Raw genomic sequence first — 13,914 nt, forward strand, 5'->3', positions numbered from 1 at the left:
CTTCAATCCAATGTTTATCGTGACAATAATAGCTCAAAAATGACGCAATAAAAATAATTGCGTCACTCTAATTGTCACGATACTGAAAATTCTAAAAACCAGTGTTTTTATAGAATCCTGTTCCCGCTACTCAGAACCCCTTATACAGTCTGTATTTAGGTTTATTATTTTTTTGGGTGGGGGTATTGGTGGCCACTAATCTTCTAGCATTAGGATTATGAATTTCATTTTTCTGTTTAACCACTTTTAATCCACCCTTTTTATGGACCGTTTTGAAAATAGACTTAGAAGAATATCGTCTGGACAAAACGAAATGACCTTGGATAATTGCCGACAAAGAAACCATTGAGCAAAAGTCTGACGCCAATTTAATGAGTTAAAAAAAGCTCATCATTCAATTAAAGTGGAATATTTGGTTATTGGCGGATATGCCATTGCATTTCATGATAAACCGCGCTTTACAGGTCACGGTTAAACAGAAATTACCTCCCCGCTGTCATCGCCTCCGGAACTATACTTGCAGATTTTTGTGGCGCTTCTTTTTGGATAAATCTAAAGGTCATAAACAAGGAAATGGTTAAAAATCCCAATACAATCATATCAGCTCCAGGAATGATTTCCTGTAGACCAAACCAGCCTCCGTTCCAAACATAAAGCGCAATTCCCATTGCAAACCTGACGATCTCAGCAGGAATAGCTACCCTTGCCTTATCCATAAGGCTGGTGTAAGCAAAAATAAATACCATCATAAAAACCGCATAGAGCATGACTTCCAAATACTGGAATTGTACAAAGGCCACCAAGACATGAAACACCATTCCAAATGCTATGATCATCTGTACCCAAGACCATACTTGAAGGGACTTAGATGGCTGGCTGTCATACTTCACCTGATCAAAGGCATTTTTCCAATAAGACCAAGGATACTTTTCAGCAACATCTGCCGGTCTCCAACCTGTAGGCATAAACCAAATCCTTAACTTATCCCACCAGTTTTTAGTCCTCCAAGCGTCCTGTATCAATGCCCAAAAATGCACATAATTAATGATCAATGGATTCCAGGTATTTACAGGTTTCTTGACACCATATACAGGCGGTTCTTCTTCCAGTTCTTCCTGAAAGGTCCCAAATAATTTGTCCCAGAAAATGAAAATCTGAGAAAGGTTTTTGTCCAAATAAACATCATTGATGGCATGATGCACTCGATGATGGGAAGGCGTAACGAGAATATGCTCCAGAATACCCATTTTTCCTATCAATCGGGTATGGTACCAGAACTGGGCGAACAGATGAATAGGTGCAATGATTGCCACCACTTCTGCAGGAATCCCTAAAAACGCCATTGGAATATATAAGAAGAAATATATTCCAATAATTGCAGAAATGGACTGTCTCAAAGCACAACTCAGATTGAATTCTTCAGAACTGTGGTGAACGATATGCCTATTCCAAAAGGCGTTTATTTTATGATCAAACCTATGACTCCAGTAACCCACAAAATCAATCCCTATAAAAGCCAATACATAAACCAACCAAGTACTTTTGATATCAAAAATTGCTACTTTATCCACCAACCAAGCATAGGAAATGATAGCAATGGACAATCCCATAAGGTTTTTGAGCGTATTTGTCATTCCGGAACTCAAGCTGGAAATGGTATCCATGCCTCTATTGACCTGTTTTTTCATTTTACGAGCAGCTATCTCCTCGATAATGATCAGGATAAGAAAAAAAGGAATGGCAATCGAAAGGGCTTTGGCGTAAAGTTCCATGGGTTTATATACTTGTCAATCAGGTAACAAATTAATGCAGATAGGCGTCAAATTCAAATTTTTCGGAAAATGAAATATAATTTGGTCGTATACAAACAAGTCTGTCACGAGAAAACCCTACCATGTGTCAGAAAGCATGATAGAAGGCCTGTAAGCAGGAATAAAAGACAGGTATGTCTTCTGATATCACTTTTAAAGGAACATGATCTACTTTGTTACATGATCCACTTCGTAAATGAGGACATTATTTACATTTTTTTACAATATTCTGATTTTGCGTAGTTATAATGTTTTTTCATCTTGTTTTTAACTTTTTTTAACAAGATAATTGCCGCAAATAATTTTTGATAAAATCAACAACTATCCTATGAAAAAAATTTTACTAAGCTTTGCCTTAGCATTCATGACAGTGTTAACTGTAGCTGCGCAAAGCCGAACGGTAACTGGAAAAGTAACTTCTGTTGAAGAACCAGATGGTATCCCCGGTGTCAACGTTCGAGTCAAAGGTACAACCTTAGGCACTATTACAGACCTAGATGGCTCATATTCGATAAGCGTTCCGGAAGGTTCTAGCGTACTAACATTTAGCTTTGTAGGCTTCATGACTAAGGAAATGGCTATTGGAAACAGCTCTCAAATCAATGTTTTATTAGAAGCCGATTTAAAAACTCTAAGTGAAGTTGTAGTAGTTGGTTATGGCACTCAAGAAAGAAGAGATGTAACGGGTTCTGTTACCTCGATCAACAATGAAGCCATTGAGAACCTGGTTGCCCCTTCTTTTGATACACAACTGGCGGGTAGAGCTCCAGGTGTTCAAGTTACTGTACCTTCTGGTATTATCGGTGCTAGACCTATCATCAGAATTAGAGGTGTCAACTCCCTTTCAGGTGGAGCCGATCCATTGATCGTAATTGATGGAGTACCGGTCGTAGACTCAGATCGTTCTAACTCTGTATCAGCGAATCCACTTTCTAATATCAACCCTGCAGACATTGAGTCTTATGAAGTATTGAAAGATGGATCAGCTTCTGCTATATATGGTTCTAGAGCTGCCAATGGTGTGATATTGATCACTACTAAAAGAGGTCAATCTGGAAAGGCTCAAGTAAACTACAGCATGAGTACTGGTTTCAATGAAGATGTGAATAGATTTGATCTGTTGACTGGAGACCAATTTGTGGAAATTGCAAACGAAAAGAGATCAAACCTTAACCAATCTCTTTTAGCAAATCCAGGAGTAAATACAGATTGGCAAGATGCTGTCCTTAGAAGAGGTACAACCCAGCAACATAACCTTTCAATCAGCGGTGGATCAGAGAACACTAAATATTTTTTCTCAGCGGGATTCACAGATCAAGAATCAGCTATTAGAAGTAATGATTTAAAAAGATATGCTTTCAGGTCAAATATTGATCATGCTATTTCTAAGAGACTGCGCATAGGAAAGAGTTTGTCCTACACTTATACTGAAATTGTTGGCTTAAACAACGGTGCAAATTCACTTTCAGGCGCTATCTATAATGCTACAAGAGCGTTGCCAAACGTGCCGATTTATGATCCTGAAAACACTGCCTTTGGTGGATTCAATATCACACCAAACGGAGCAACAACTGGTTTTGGCGCTAACTTGGCCGGTCCTGACAACAATATCCCTAACATCGTATATGTTTTAGAAAACAACATTTATCGAAACAGAGCTCACAGGGTATTGGGAAATGCCTACGCTGAAGTTGACATCATAGATGGATTGACAGCTAGATCACAAATAGGTATCGATTTGACAATGTCGGATGACTTTACCTCCTTAGATGCAAGACATGGCGATGGAAGAAGTTCAAATGGTTCCGTTACACAGAGATACAACCCTGTTTTCAGATGGAACTGGCAAAACACCTTGAACTATCAGACTGTAATCGGTGAAGATCATAATATTAATTTGACTGCAGGTGTAGAATACCAGTATACAAATTTTTACAATTTCACTGCACAAGGAACTGACTTCTCAGATGAGTTTTTCAGATATAGAAACTTGATTTCAGGTTCTTACAACAATCAGTTTTCTGGTGGTGGTTTCCAAGAGCAAGGATTTGATTCATATTTTGGTAGGCTAAACTATAGTTTTAAAGGAAAATACCTGTTGTCATTGACTGTAAGAAATGATGGCATTTCTCAATTGGCTACAGAAAACAGAAGAGGTACATTCCCAGGTGGATCTATTGGATGGAGAGTATCAGACGAAGGCTTTTTCAATAGTGACTTGATATCCGACTTTAAAGTAAGAGCATCTTATGCAGAAGTAGGTAACGTATCCTTACCTGGTGGTTCTTTCCCTTATGCCGGTGGTTTCGGTCCTGTATTGGCTGCAGCGGGTGCCGGTATTGGTTACTCTAACGTAGCAAACGTTGCACTTCAGTGGGAAACTTCTAAGAAGTTTAACGTCGGTATGGATATGACTGTAGGAAATGTAACTATTGCTGCAGACTACTTTTATAACAATGTGGATGGTTTAGTGCTAAATGCTCCAACAGCTCCATCTTTGGGCGTACCAGGTAATACCATTAGTCAAAACGTTGGGGCTTTATTCAATCAAGGTCTTGAATTAAGATTGATGACCAAGGTATTGCAAAGAGGTGATTTTGTCTGGAATACTGATTTCAACTTCACATGGTTGAATAACGAAGTGACTACATTGGTACAACCTCTAACAGGTACATATAACAGAACCGTTGAAGGAGGTCCTATAGCGCAGCTATATGGTTTCAAATGGGCTGGAGTAAACCCAGCCAATGGAAATGCAATGTATTACAGCGAGGACAATATCGTGCAGTTGCAAGGTGCTAGTTCATGGAGAGCATTTGATCCAAATGATCCAGGCAATGTAGATGTTGCAGGAACACCTCCTACCCAGTTTTTCTTAGGAAATACCCTGCCGAAATACCAAGGTGGATGGTCTAACAACTTCTCATATAAAAATTGGGATGCGGAAATCTTCATAAGATATTCAGGTGGCAACTACATCATGAATGAGTCTAAAAGAGGATTGCTAGGACTTGGATTCTCAAACAACCTTTCAGAAATCCAAAACAGATGGACAGAAAGCGGTCAAGTGACTGATATCCCAAGATTGTATGCAGGTAGAGATTCAAATACTTGGCAAACTTCTGCAGCTAACTCAAGATTTATCGAAAGAGGTGATTTCGTAAGAGTTCAGAATATTGTAGTAGGTTATAGGGTTCCTAGAACATTTATAGAAAATACTTTCAATGGCAACATTAGAAGTGCAAGATTTTTTGCTCAAGTGCAAAACCCTTTGATTTTTACCAAATATTCAGGTTTAGATCCTGAGTCCAATGCATTTGGAGGTCAATTGAATTTTGGTGTGGACTGGAACGTTGCCCCTATCATCAGGACATGGTCTATGGGTCTTAACGTTGGATTTTAATTAAAATACTCTAAAATTTAAGAAAATGAAAAAGTTAATTTCAATAAATATTAAACTTGTTCTGTTTGCGCTTGTAATGTTAGGAGTAACATCATGCGACGTGACGGATTTACAGCCTGCAAACATTATACCTGATAATGAGGCGTTTGCTGATGCAAGTAGAATCAATGCAGCTGTTTTGGGTATTTATGAAGCTGCGCAAAGAGGCTTTTACCTAGGTTCTGTCCAAAGAGGTTATCCATTTGGCGCTGCATCAACCCAACAAGGGGACATGAGAGGTGAGGACATGTATAATGACCAGTTATTCTATGAAGTCACTTATACACATCAGTACAATCCAAACACAGCAAATAATAATGGCCAGTGGATATCCCTTTATAGAATGATCAACAGAGCCAATATCGTACTTGAAAACCTTGACCCTGCTTTAGACAATGGTGTTTTGACTCCCGCCTTAAGAGACAGATATAGAGGTGAAGCATTGTTTTTAAGGGCTTTGGCTCATCATGAATTGGTTGTCTATTTCTCGAGACCTTATGCTGATGATCCATCTACACTAGGAATTCCATATAGAACATTTGCGATCAACGATGTGGCGAAAGTGGAACCAGGAGAACAAGTAGGTAGAGGAACTGTACAGTCTGTTTATCAACAATTGCTTGCTGATTTGAACGAGTCGGAAGATTTACTTCCTGAAGCTGGAAATGCATTTAGAGCTAGAAAAGCGGCTGCAATTGCCTTGAAAGCTAGAGTTAAACTTCACATGGAAGATTTTGATGGTGTTTTGGCGGAATACAACAAACTAGCTGGTAGCTTTGAAGTAACAGCAAACCCATTAACTCCATTTAGAGGTGGCACAAGCTCTGACAATATCTTCTCTTTTGAAAATACCCAAGCATCCAATGCAGGTGTAAACGGAGCTCTTCCTAACATGTATGGAAACCCTGAAAATGGTGCAAGAGGTTTGGTTAAAATTAGCCCTTTGATTTGGAGATCTGATTTTTGGCATCCAGAAGACACCAGGAGATCAATAGCCGGTGAGGCTGATGGAATGGTGAGTCAAGGTCCATTGGGTATGTTTACTTACAAGTATACTGATAATGTAACTTTCTCTGATCCTACTGTAATCATACGATTCTCTGAAGTAGTCTTGGCAGCTGCCGAGGCTAACGCCAGAAAATCTTCTCCGGACTTAGCAGCAGGATTGACTTTATTGAATTCAGTGAGAGACAGGGCTTTACCGGAAACTGTTCCTTCTTATTCTTTAGCGGACTTTGCTTCACCTAGTGAATTGCTAACTGCAATTTTGAATGAAACCAGAATCGAATTCCTTGCAGAAGGAAGAAGATTCCCTAATATCCACAGACTGGCAGGAGCTGGAATCATGCCGGGGGTGCCATTAAAAGCAACATCTAGGTCTATTAACAACATTGACTTTTATACAACTGATCGAGAAATCCCTACGGATTATGAGATGCCTTATTCAAGTCATTTGTTTATTTGGCCAATTCCTTTGGTGGAAATCTTAACAAATAATAGCTCTCCACTTCCGCAGAATCCTGGATATTGATAATTATTCCAGAATAAACTAATAAGCCTGTTAAGATCATTTGATTTTAGCAGGCTTTTTTTTACCTATCGGATCCAAAAAACATGGCCTAATCAGTCATCCCAATCTATCCTAATACCTTCCTTGAAACTTCTACACTAACTAAACCTTTTGATAATTAATTAGTAAAGTAAATTATGATAAAAAAATTCTTTTCATTCATCTTAGTATTAAGCATAGCCACATCCTGTGCATCGGTCAGAGTAACAGAAAATCGTGTTGTTGAAGAGCCAAGATTCTACACATCTTTGTTGGTGGTCACTTCAAGTGGAGAAATTGATTATACAGCCATGACCGAAGATTTCTTTAATGAATCTATAAAACCAAACTTCAATAAACTTGCCTCAACTCAATTTCGAGAACAGTTTCAAAGAAGTATGAAAAGAAACTTCAAACCAACACCCATGAATTTCATGGAAGATTTTTTTGAAGTACAGTCAGATGTAAGTTTCGAAGAGTATATGGAAAAATTACATAATGACAACTCGCGAGGCATTCTTGTAGTAGATCAAAGGGCTTTTTGGCAGAACGTCCGCTTAGTCAATGGAAATATGCAAGTATCTGAAAATGCCAGTTACAATTGCTTCTTGCTAGACAAAGACACCTTACAAATTGTCTGGATGGGGAATTTCAAAGTTAATGGTACGGTACTTAGTGGGTATGATGTAATTCATAATCACTTGACGAGAAAACTAGTCAAAAGACTTGAAAAACAAAGGTTGGTAGCTAAACTGGCTAGACCTTGAAAAACAAAATATATACAGGGAATAAATCCCGAAACAAAATTACCGGAATAGCTAACAAAAAAGATAGCCAACAATACTAATTGAACCAGAACAAAATGGGCCGATTTATTGTAAATCAGCCCATTTTTGAGTTAATAAATGCCCTAAGTTTTAATACTTACTTTTAAAACAGCTTCTGATTTTTGTACTATGATTAATTGTTTTGAGTGAAAGTAACTTGATAGCATCTGACTTATTTACAGACTCAATCAAACAGGATTAGAAACCCAGAAGTCAAAGGGAAAGAAACCCTCTTTTTCCACTAAAAATCCCCAATCAATCCTCCTTCCCTGCACCCTTAAAATGATCTGCTTTGTCAACAAAAAGCACATTGAAAGTAGTCAAAGAACCGTAAATCCTTGTAATATACTGCTGCAGATGAATTCGGTCTTCATCATCTAGCTTAGCGTGATTATTGATGTTCTGTTCCAAAACCCGCAACCTTTCTCTAAGCATGACAATTTTATGGAAAAATGTCTTGATCGGTATTTCCTTATTACTCAAGTCAGGGTTGAAGGGATTGAATGTCAAGGTGCCATTTATCCATTTTTGCGCCATACTGATTTTGGTGATCTCCTCTTTTGGCTGGGTTTTACGTACAACATTCTCGACAGCCTTCTCTATATCAGAAAGCGTGATTGGCATATATTCTGCCTCTTTTTTCTCGATCAATTCAAAATTAGGGAAATCCCTTGCTATGGTTTTTACCTCAGCTGTGAAGTTGAAGTAAATTTTGTAGTAAGAAGCATCTGCTTCGACCACTACCCCTTTTCCAAATTTAGGATGCCGTATTTGGCTTCCGATTCCAAGCTCCATTGATGTCATGTTGTGCTCATTTTGAATAAAACTTATTTATCAAGATCAATCCAAAAAACTGTGTCATATTTCATTGGTCAATATGACTGCCAAATTAACAATCTATCTCTCTTGATTTAAATTTTTATGGATATTCTTATACTAGATTAGACCATTTAAAGGAATTACACACTTGCAGTAAATTAACAACTTTATTTGCCCGCCATGGAATGGTATTTGATAAGATTATAAGAAATATTATAAATTTAAATTTTTCGAAATTAAATTCTGAAAAACAGAAAGTAAATTTCAATAAAAAACAAAAAAACAATCGCGTATGAAACCCTCAAAGCTTCTCATCAAATATGGTGGGAATGCAATGATCAACGCTTCTCTTCAAAATCAAATCGCAGAAGTAATCTTCCAACTTGTACAGCAAGGACACCAAGTGTGTGTGGTACATGGAGGAGGACCGTTTATCAATCAGGCTTTATCTGAAGCAGGCATTTCTTCTGAATTTATTCAAGGCCAGAGAAAAACAAGTCCTGAAGCCATGGTTGAAATCCAAAAAACACTGATTGGAGAAGTTAATGCCAATCTGACAAGGGCGTTTTCTCATGCCGGCACTCAAACAGTAGGAATCTCTGGACTTGATGCTAAAATGGTAAGGGTAAAGCAAAAATTACTTCATTTAGGCATTTTGGAAGATGGTCAAAATGAAACTGCAGATTTAGGAAGAGTAGGTGAAATAGAAACTATTCAGCCCAATTTGGTGGAACACTTAATCTCCGCAGGGTTTGTACCAATTATCGCTTGCGTGGCAGCGGACAAGAATGGAAATAGTATGAATGTCAATGCAGACGATTTTGCCGGCGCTATGGCAGCAGCTATCCAAGCTGATTACTACATTTCTCTTACAGACGTGGACGGACTTTATAGTAATTTTCCTGACCCTGAATCCATCATCAAAAGCATTAAACTAACAGATCTGACCGAAATGTATGGGAAAACGATACAAGGAGGTATGATCCCCAAAATCCAATCCTGCGAAAAAGCACTTAGATCAGGAGTAAAAAATGTACTTATCCTAAACGGCACCAAACCATCGCAATTGCAAGATTATTTCAAAAATGGCAGCATTGCCGGGACAACCTTAACACATTGAATCATGCAGAACATAGATTTACATATCAAAGACCAACAATTTTACCTTCCTACATTCAAGCGAATCCCGATAACCTTTATCAAAGGATTGGGTTCTAGGCTTTGGGATATTGAAAACAAGGAATATGTAGACCTTTTAGCAGGCATTGCAGTCAACAACGTCGGGCATTGTCATCCAAAGGTGGTCAAGGCCATACAAGAACAAGCTAAAGACCTGATCCACATTTCAAATTTTTTCGTCAGTCCACCACAAGTGGCATTATCAGAATTGCTGGTAAACATCTCCGGCTTAGATAGGGTGTTTTTCACAAACAGCGGTGCCGAATCAGTGGAAGGAGCAATCAAAATCGCCCGTCGCTACTCACATAGTAAAGACAGAGGCGGTAAAATTATTTCCATGCACAATTCTTTTCATGGAAGAACCCTTGCTACCATAGCTACCGGACAACCCAAATACCAAGAAGGCTTCGGCCCCATCCCACATGGGTTTGTACAAGTCCCTTTAAATGACATCGAAGCACTAAAAAGTGAGCTTTCCGAAGATATTGCTGCGATTATTTTGGAACCTATCCAAGGAGAAGGAGGTATTCGACCGGCTGATCAATCTTACCTCCAAGAGGTTAAAGACCTTTGTGAGAAACATGATATCGTTTTGATTTTCGACGAAATCCAATCCGGAATCGCACGGACGGGAAAATGGTTCGCCAAAGATATCTATGGAATCCAACCAGATATTATGACTTTGGCCAAAGGGCTAGGCGGAGGCATGCCTATAGGCGCTTTTTTATGTAATGAAAAAATCGCTTCTGCCATACAATTTGGAGATCACGGGACAACATTCGGGGGAAATCCTCTAGCAACTGCAGCTTCACTGGCCACATTACAAGTGATCGTGGAAGAAGGCTTGCTTTCTGCCGCCAAAACAAAAGGAAATTGGCTCAAAGACCAATTGAATGCAATGATGCTAGAAAGTAGCCTTATCAAAGAGGTAAGAGGAGAAGGTTTGATGCTAGGTGTAGAACTGCATATTCCCGCAGCCGATCTGGTACAACGCCTCTTAAAAGCTGGTTTTATCGCAAATGCAACCGCAATAAATGTATTGAGGTTGGTTCCCCCCTTAAATATTCCGATGGAAGATCTGGAAAAGTTTATCGAGGTACTGAAAGAAGAAATCAAAAAAATTGAAATCGAACAGAAATGAAAGGATCAAAATATAAAGTAGCTATTGTCGGCGCATCTGGATTTACGGGATCTGAATTAACCCGTCTCCTTGCGGGGCATCCCCATGTGGAGATCATGCATATTACTTCCGAGAGCCATACAGGTAAACCCTTTTCAACTTTACATCCACAGTTTTTGAAAATTGTAGATAAAGAGCTGGAAAGTGCCTCTGTGATAGATAATGCTGATTTGGATGTGATTTTTCTAGCGCTTCCTCATGGCGTATCCATGGAGTTTGTGAAAAGGTGGAAGGACAAAAAAACAAAAATAATAGATCTATCCGGTGACTTCAGGTTAAGTACTCCTGAAGTGTACAAAAGCTGGTATAACATGGACCATAGTTATACCGATGGTTTTGAAAAGGCCATCTATGGACTTCCAGAACTTATGGGAGAAAAAGTTAAGAACAGCTCATTGATAGCCAATCCCGGCTGCTACCCTACAGCGTCTATCCTTTCTGTAGCTCCACTATTTGCAGCAAATCTGGTTGATCCTGATTCTTTGATTATCGACGCAAAATCAGGATTGACAGGCGCTGGAATCAAAGCAAGTGCTACTACGCATTTTTCCAATGTCAACGACAACTTCAAGGCTTATGGAATCGGCATACACAGACATACAGTCGAGATTGAAGAACAGCTGTCGGCATTGTCCGGCACCACTGCCACGGTTCAGTTTACTCCCCATTTGATCCCAGCAGATAGGGGAATTTTGGTAACTTCTTATAGTAAACCAAAAGTAGCTATGGATTCAGCTAAACTCAAGAGCATCTATGAAGAATTCTACAAAGACAAACACTTTATAAGAATAAGGGAAACGGCACCTTCTATCAAGGATGTCAGAGGCAGTCATTACTGCGATATTTTCCCATTTTGGGATTCAAGGACAAAGCGTATCATCAGCATAGCAGCGATAGATAACCTTCTCAAGGGTGCTGCCTCCGAAGCAGTTCACAATATGAATCTGATGCTAGGATTAGATGAGCAATCAGGATTAAATCAAATACCATTAAGACCTTAAAATCATGAGTATGATTAAGAATATATCCAGTGTAAAAGGAATAAAATGTTGGGGTGCCCATACAGGAGTGAAGTCAATGAGACGTGATTTGGCTATCATATATTCTGAAGTTCCAGCAGCAGCAGCAGCAGTTTTTACCCAAAATAAAGTTCGTGCTGAACCGGTAGAGATCAGTGAAAGGAATATCAAAATCAACAACAGGGCCCAGGTGATCGTCTGTAATGCAGGCAACGCAAATGCCTGTACAGGAGAACAGGGCAGACTTGGAGCTGAAGCAATGGTCAAAACTACCGCGAGGCTACTTAACATTCCTGAAGAAGACGTCATCGTAGCCTCTACAGGTTTGATAGGGGAGCCATTCCCTACCGAAGATGTAATAAGGGGTATTGAGGAAAACATCCCAAAATTATCCGATAACACAAAAGCAGGCTCTTTTGTAGCCAATGCCATCCTCACCACTGATACTTTTGCCAAAGAAGGCTTTGTAGAATTCGAACATGAAGGAGCTACCATTCACATGGGTGGGGTTGCAAAAGGTTCCGGTATGATTCACCCAAACATGGCTACCATGTTAAGTTTTATTGTCACCGACATTTCCATTGATGAAAAGCTATTGGATAAGGCATTAAGACATTGCGTAGACAGGACTTTCAATTTGATTACCGTGGATGGAGATACATCCACCAATGATATGGTAGCGATAATGGCCAATGGCCTGGCAGAAAACAAAAAAATCACAAAAGAAACTGAGCCCGGATATATCCTGTTCAGGGAAAAACTTCAAGAAATCCTTACTCATTTGGCCAAGTTAATCGTCTCTGACGGTGAAGGTGCTTCCAAATTTATAGAATATAAGGTTTCGAAAGCCCGTTCAGAAGAAGTTGCCAGAAAACTTGTGAGAGCCATCTCTGATTCTACTTTGGTGAAAACTGCCATGTTTGGAAGAGATCCCAATTGGGGAAGAATAATTGCGGCATGTGGAAACGCAGGCGTAAATTTCAATTATAGCAAAGTCAACTTGTTCGTTGGTGACAAGGACAAATTGGTACCAGTTTTAGAAAAAGGGCAGCCTGTGGATTTTGACAAAAACTTTGTTAAAAAGTTATTGCGTGACTCTCAAATAAGGGTTCATCTTGAATTGAATACCGGACACGAAACAGGCATAGGATGGGGCACGGACCTGACCACCGATTATGTGATGTTCAATTCGGTATATACTACTTAATGGACAAGTCCAGCAGGATGGTTTAATCCAACATAGAAATCTACAGCAAGTATATAACCTTTGGGGTCTTGAAGACCCCAAAGGTTTTTTTGTTAAACACCGCATAAATGCGATGGAAATAGGAGGTGACCCTGAATGGTAAAGACAATCTAGATTTAAGGTTTGACCCAAAATTTCCACTAGCTTCAGATAGTGGCCATAGCTGCAAACAAAGAACTCCCCGACTTTAGTCGAATTAGCATTTCGGCTGAAGCCTATTCATTGTAGGGTCATCCCTTAACCACCGCATAAATGAGATGGAAATTGGGAGCTTAGCGGATCGTGGACTAATATAGGATAGATTGAAGGAGCTATTTTTAGCCATTCGTGAAGTCACGAACGGAGGCATCTCCCAAATGGAAGTACCAAACTCAAACCCAAAACCACCTCCAGAATTTCCAAATCTTCAGATAGTGGTCAAAGCCATAAACCGAAGATATTGTGACTTTAGTCGAAATAGCATTTCGGCTGAAGCCTATTCATTGTCGGGTCATCCCTTATCCACCGCATAAATGCGATGGAAATTGAAATCACCCTTAATCGTGGACCAAAACCCAAAACCACAATCCACCTCCACAGAATTTCCACTACTTTTAAGTAGTGGTTTCATCTTAAACCTAGACCCTCCCCCCCGACTTTAGTCGAAAAATCCTTTCGGCTAAAGCCTGGTCATTGTCGGGTCATTCCTTAACCACCGCATAAATGCGATGGAAATTGGAGGTAGCCCTGAATGGTAAAGACAATCTAGATTTAAGGTTTGACCCAAAATTTCCACTATCTTCAGATAGTGGCCATAGCTGCAAACCAAGGACTCATCGACTTTAGTCGAAATAGCATTTCGG

General features: G+C 39.4%; 9 protein-coding genes. 7 read left to right on the forward strand and 2 right to left on the reverse strand.

Features of this window, described 5'->3' with window-relative positions:
* Positions 1 to 482: 482 nt before the first annotated feature.
* A complete protein-coding gene (locus tag CLW00_RS15785; protein ID WP_106134662.1) occupies positions 483 to 1,772 on the reverse strand; it encodes a sterol desaturase family protein in 1,290 nt (429 codons plus the stop codon).
* A gap of 367 nt (positions 1,773 to 2,139) precedes the next feature.
* On the opposite strand from CLW00_RS15785, the gene CLW00_RS15790 reads away from it, so the two are divergent.
* The 3 genes from CLW00_RS15790 (at position 2,140) to CLW00_RS15800 (ending at position 7,569) form a co-directional block, all read left to right on the forward strand.
* A complete protein-coding gene (locus CLW00_RS15790) occupies positions 2,140 to 5,214 on the forward strand; it encodes a SusC/RagA family TonB-linked outer membrane protein (protein WP_106134663.1) in 3,075 nt (1,024 codons plus the stop codon).
* Positions 5,215 to 5,239: 25 nt separating this feature from the next.
* Positions 5,240 to 6,784 carry a RagB/SusD family nutrient uptake outer membrane protein gene (locus CLW00_RS15795; protein WP_170073232.1) on the forward strand — a complete coding sequence of 515 codons (1,545 nt, stop codon included), beginning with the start codon at positions 5,240 to 5,242 and terminating at the stop codon, positions 6,782 to 6,784.
* Between the two features lie 176 nt (positions 6,785 to 6,960).
* Positions 6,961 to 7,569 carry a hypothetical protein gene (locus CLW00_RS15800; protein WP_106134664.1) on the forward strand — a complete coding sequence of 203 codons (609 nt, stop codon included), beginning with the start codon at positions 6,961 to 6,963 and terminating at the stop codon, positions 7,567 to 7,569.
* A gap of 315 nt (positions 7,570 to 7,884) precedes the next feature.
* Here the strand turns inward: CLW00_RS15800 and CLW00_RS15805 are convergent, their stop codons facing one another.
* Positions 7,885 to 8,433 (reverse strand): hypothetical protein, encoded by a 549-nt coding sequence (locus CLW00_RS15805; RefSeq protein WP_106134665.1) that lies wholly within the window; start codon positions 8,431 to 8,433, stop codon positions 7,885 to 7,887.
* 307 nt (positions 8,434 to 8,740) lie between these two features.
* On the opposite strand from CLW00_RS15805, the gene argB reads away from it, so the two are divergent.
* From argB to argJ, 4 genes are read left to right on the forward strand one after another with little or no spacing between them, the layout of a single operon-like run.
* The gene (argB, locus tag CLW00_RS15810; RefSeq protein ID WP_106134666.1) at positions 8,741 to 9,568 is read left to right on the forward strand and encodes an acetylglutamate kinase; all 828 of its coding nucleotides are present in this window, start codon (positions 8,741 to 8,743) and stop codon (positions 9,566 to 9,568) included.
* A 3-nt stretch (positions 9,569 to 9,571) separates the two neighbouring features.
* On the forward strand, positions 9,572 to 10,768 hold the full coding sequence (locus tag CLW00_RS15815) for an aspartate aminotransferase family protein (protein WP_106134667.1): 1,197 nt from the start codon (positions 9,572 to 9,574) through the stop codon (positions 10,766 to 10,768).
* Positions 10,765 to 11,808: an N-acetyl-gamma-glutamyl-phosphate reductase gene (gene argC, locus CLW00_RS15820; protein ID WP_106134668.1), complete on the forward strand. Its 1,044-nt coding sequence runs from the start codon at positions 10,765 to 10,767 to the stop codon at positions 11,806 to 11,808. Before CLW00_RS15815 ends, argC begins: the two co-directional genes overlap by 4 nt.
* Before the next feature lie 10 nt (positions 11,809 to 11,818).
* On the forward strand, positions 11,819 to 13,033 hold the full coding sequence (gene argJ, locus CLW00_RS15825) for a bifunctional glutamate N-acetyltransferase/amino-acid acetyltransferase ArgJ (protein ID WP_106134690.1): 1,215 nt from the start codon (positions 11,819 to 11,821) through the stop codon (positions 13,031 to 13,033).
* Positions 13,034 to 13,914 lie beyond the last annotated feature (881 nt).

The organism is Mongoliibacter ruber, from assembly GCF_003003005.1.
Lineage (GTDB): Bacteria > Bacteroidota > Bacteroidia > Cytophagales > Cyclobacteriaceae > Mongoliibacter > Mongoliibacter ruber.

Excerpts from the sequence above, each read along its gene's own strand:
- CLW00_RS15785 (WP_106134662.1), bottom strand. The coding sequence starts at position 1,772 with ATGGAACTTTACGCCAAAGCCCTTTCGATTGCCATTCCTTTTTTTCTT.
- CLW00_RS15790 (WP_106134663.1), top strand. The coding sequence starts at position 2,140 with ATGAAAAAAATTTTACTAAGCTTTGCCTTAGCATTCATGACAGTGTTA.
- CLW00_RS15795 (WP_170073232.1), top strand. The coding sequence starts at position 5,240 with ATGAAAAAGTTAATTTCAATAAATATTAAACTTGTTCTGTTTGCGCTT.
- CLW00_RS15800 (WP_106134664.1), top strand. The coding sequence starts at position 6,961 with ATGATAAAAAAATTCTTTTCATTCATCTTAGTATTAAGCATAGCCACA.
- CLW00_RS15805 (WP_106134665.1), bottom strand. The coding sequence starts at position 8,433 with ATGACATCAATGGAGCTTGGAATCGGAAGCCAAATACGGCATCCTAAA.
- argB (WP_106134666.1), top strand. The coding sequence starts at position 8,741 with ATGAAACCCTCAAAGCTTCTCATCAAATATGGTGGGAATGCAATGATC.
- CLW00_RS15815 (WP_106134667.1), top strand. The coding sequence starts at position 9,572 with ATGCAGAACATAGATTTACATATCAAAGACCAACAATTTTACCTTCCT.
- argC (WP_106134668.1), top strand. The coding sequence starts at position 10,765 with ATGAAAGGATCAAAATATAAAGTAGCTATTGTCGGCGCATCTGGATTT.
- argJ (WP_106134690.1), top strand. The coding sequence starts at position 11,819 with ATGATTAAGAATATATCCAGTGTAAAAGGAATAAAATGTTGGGGTGCC.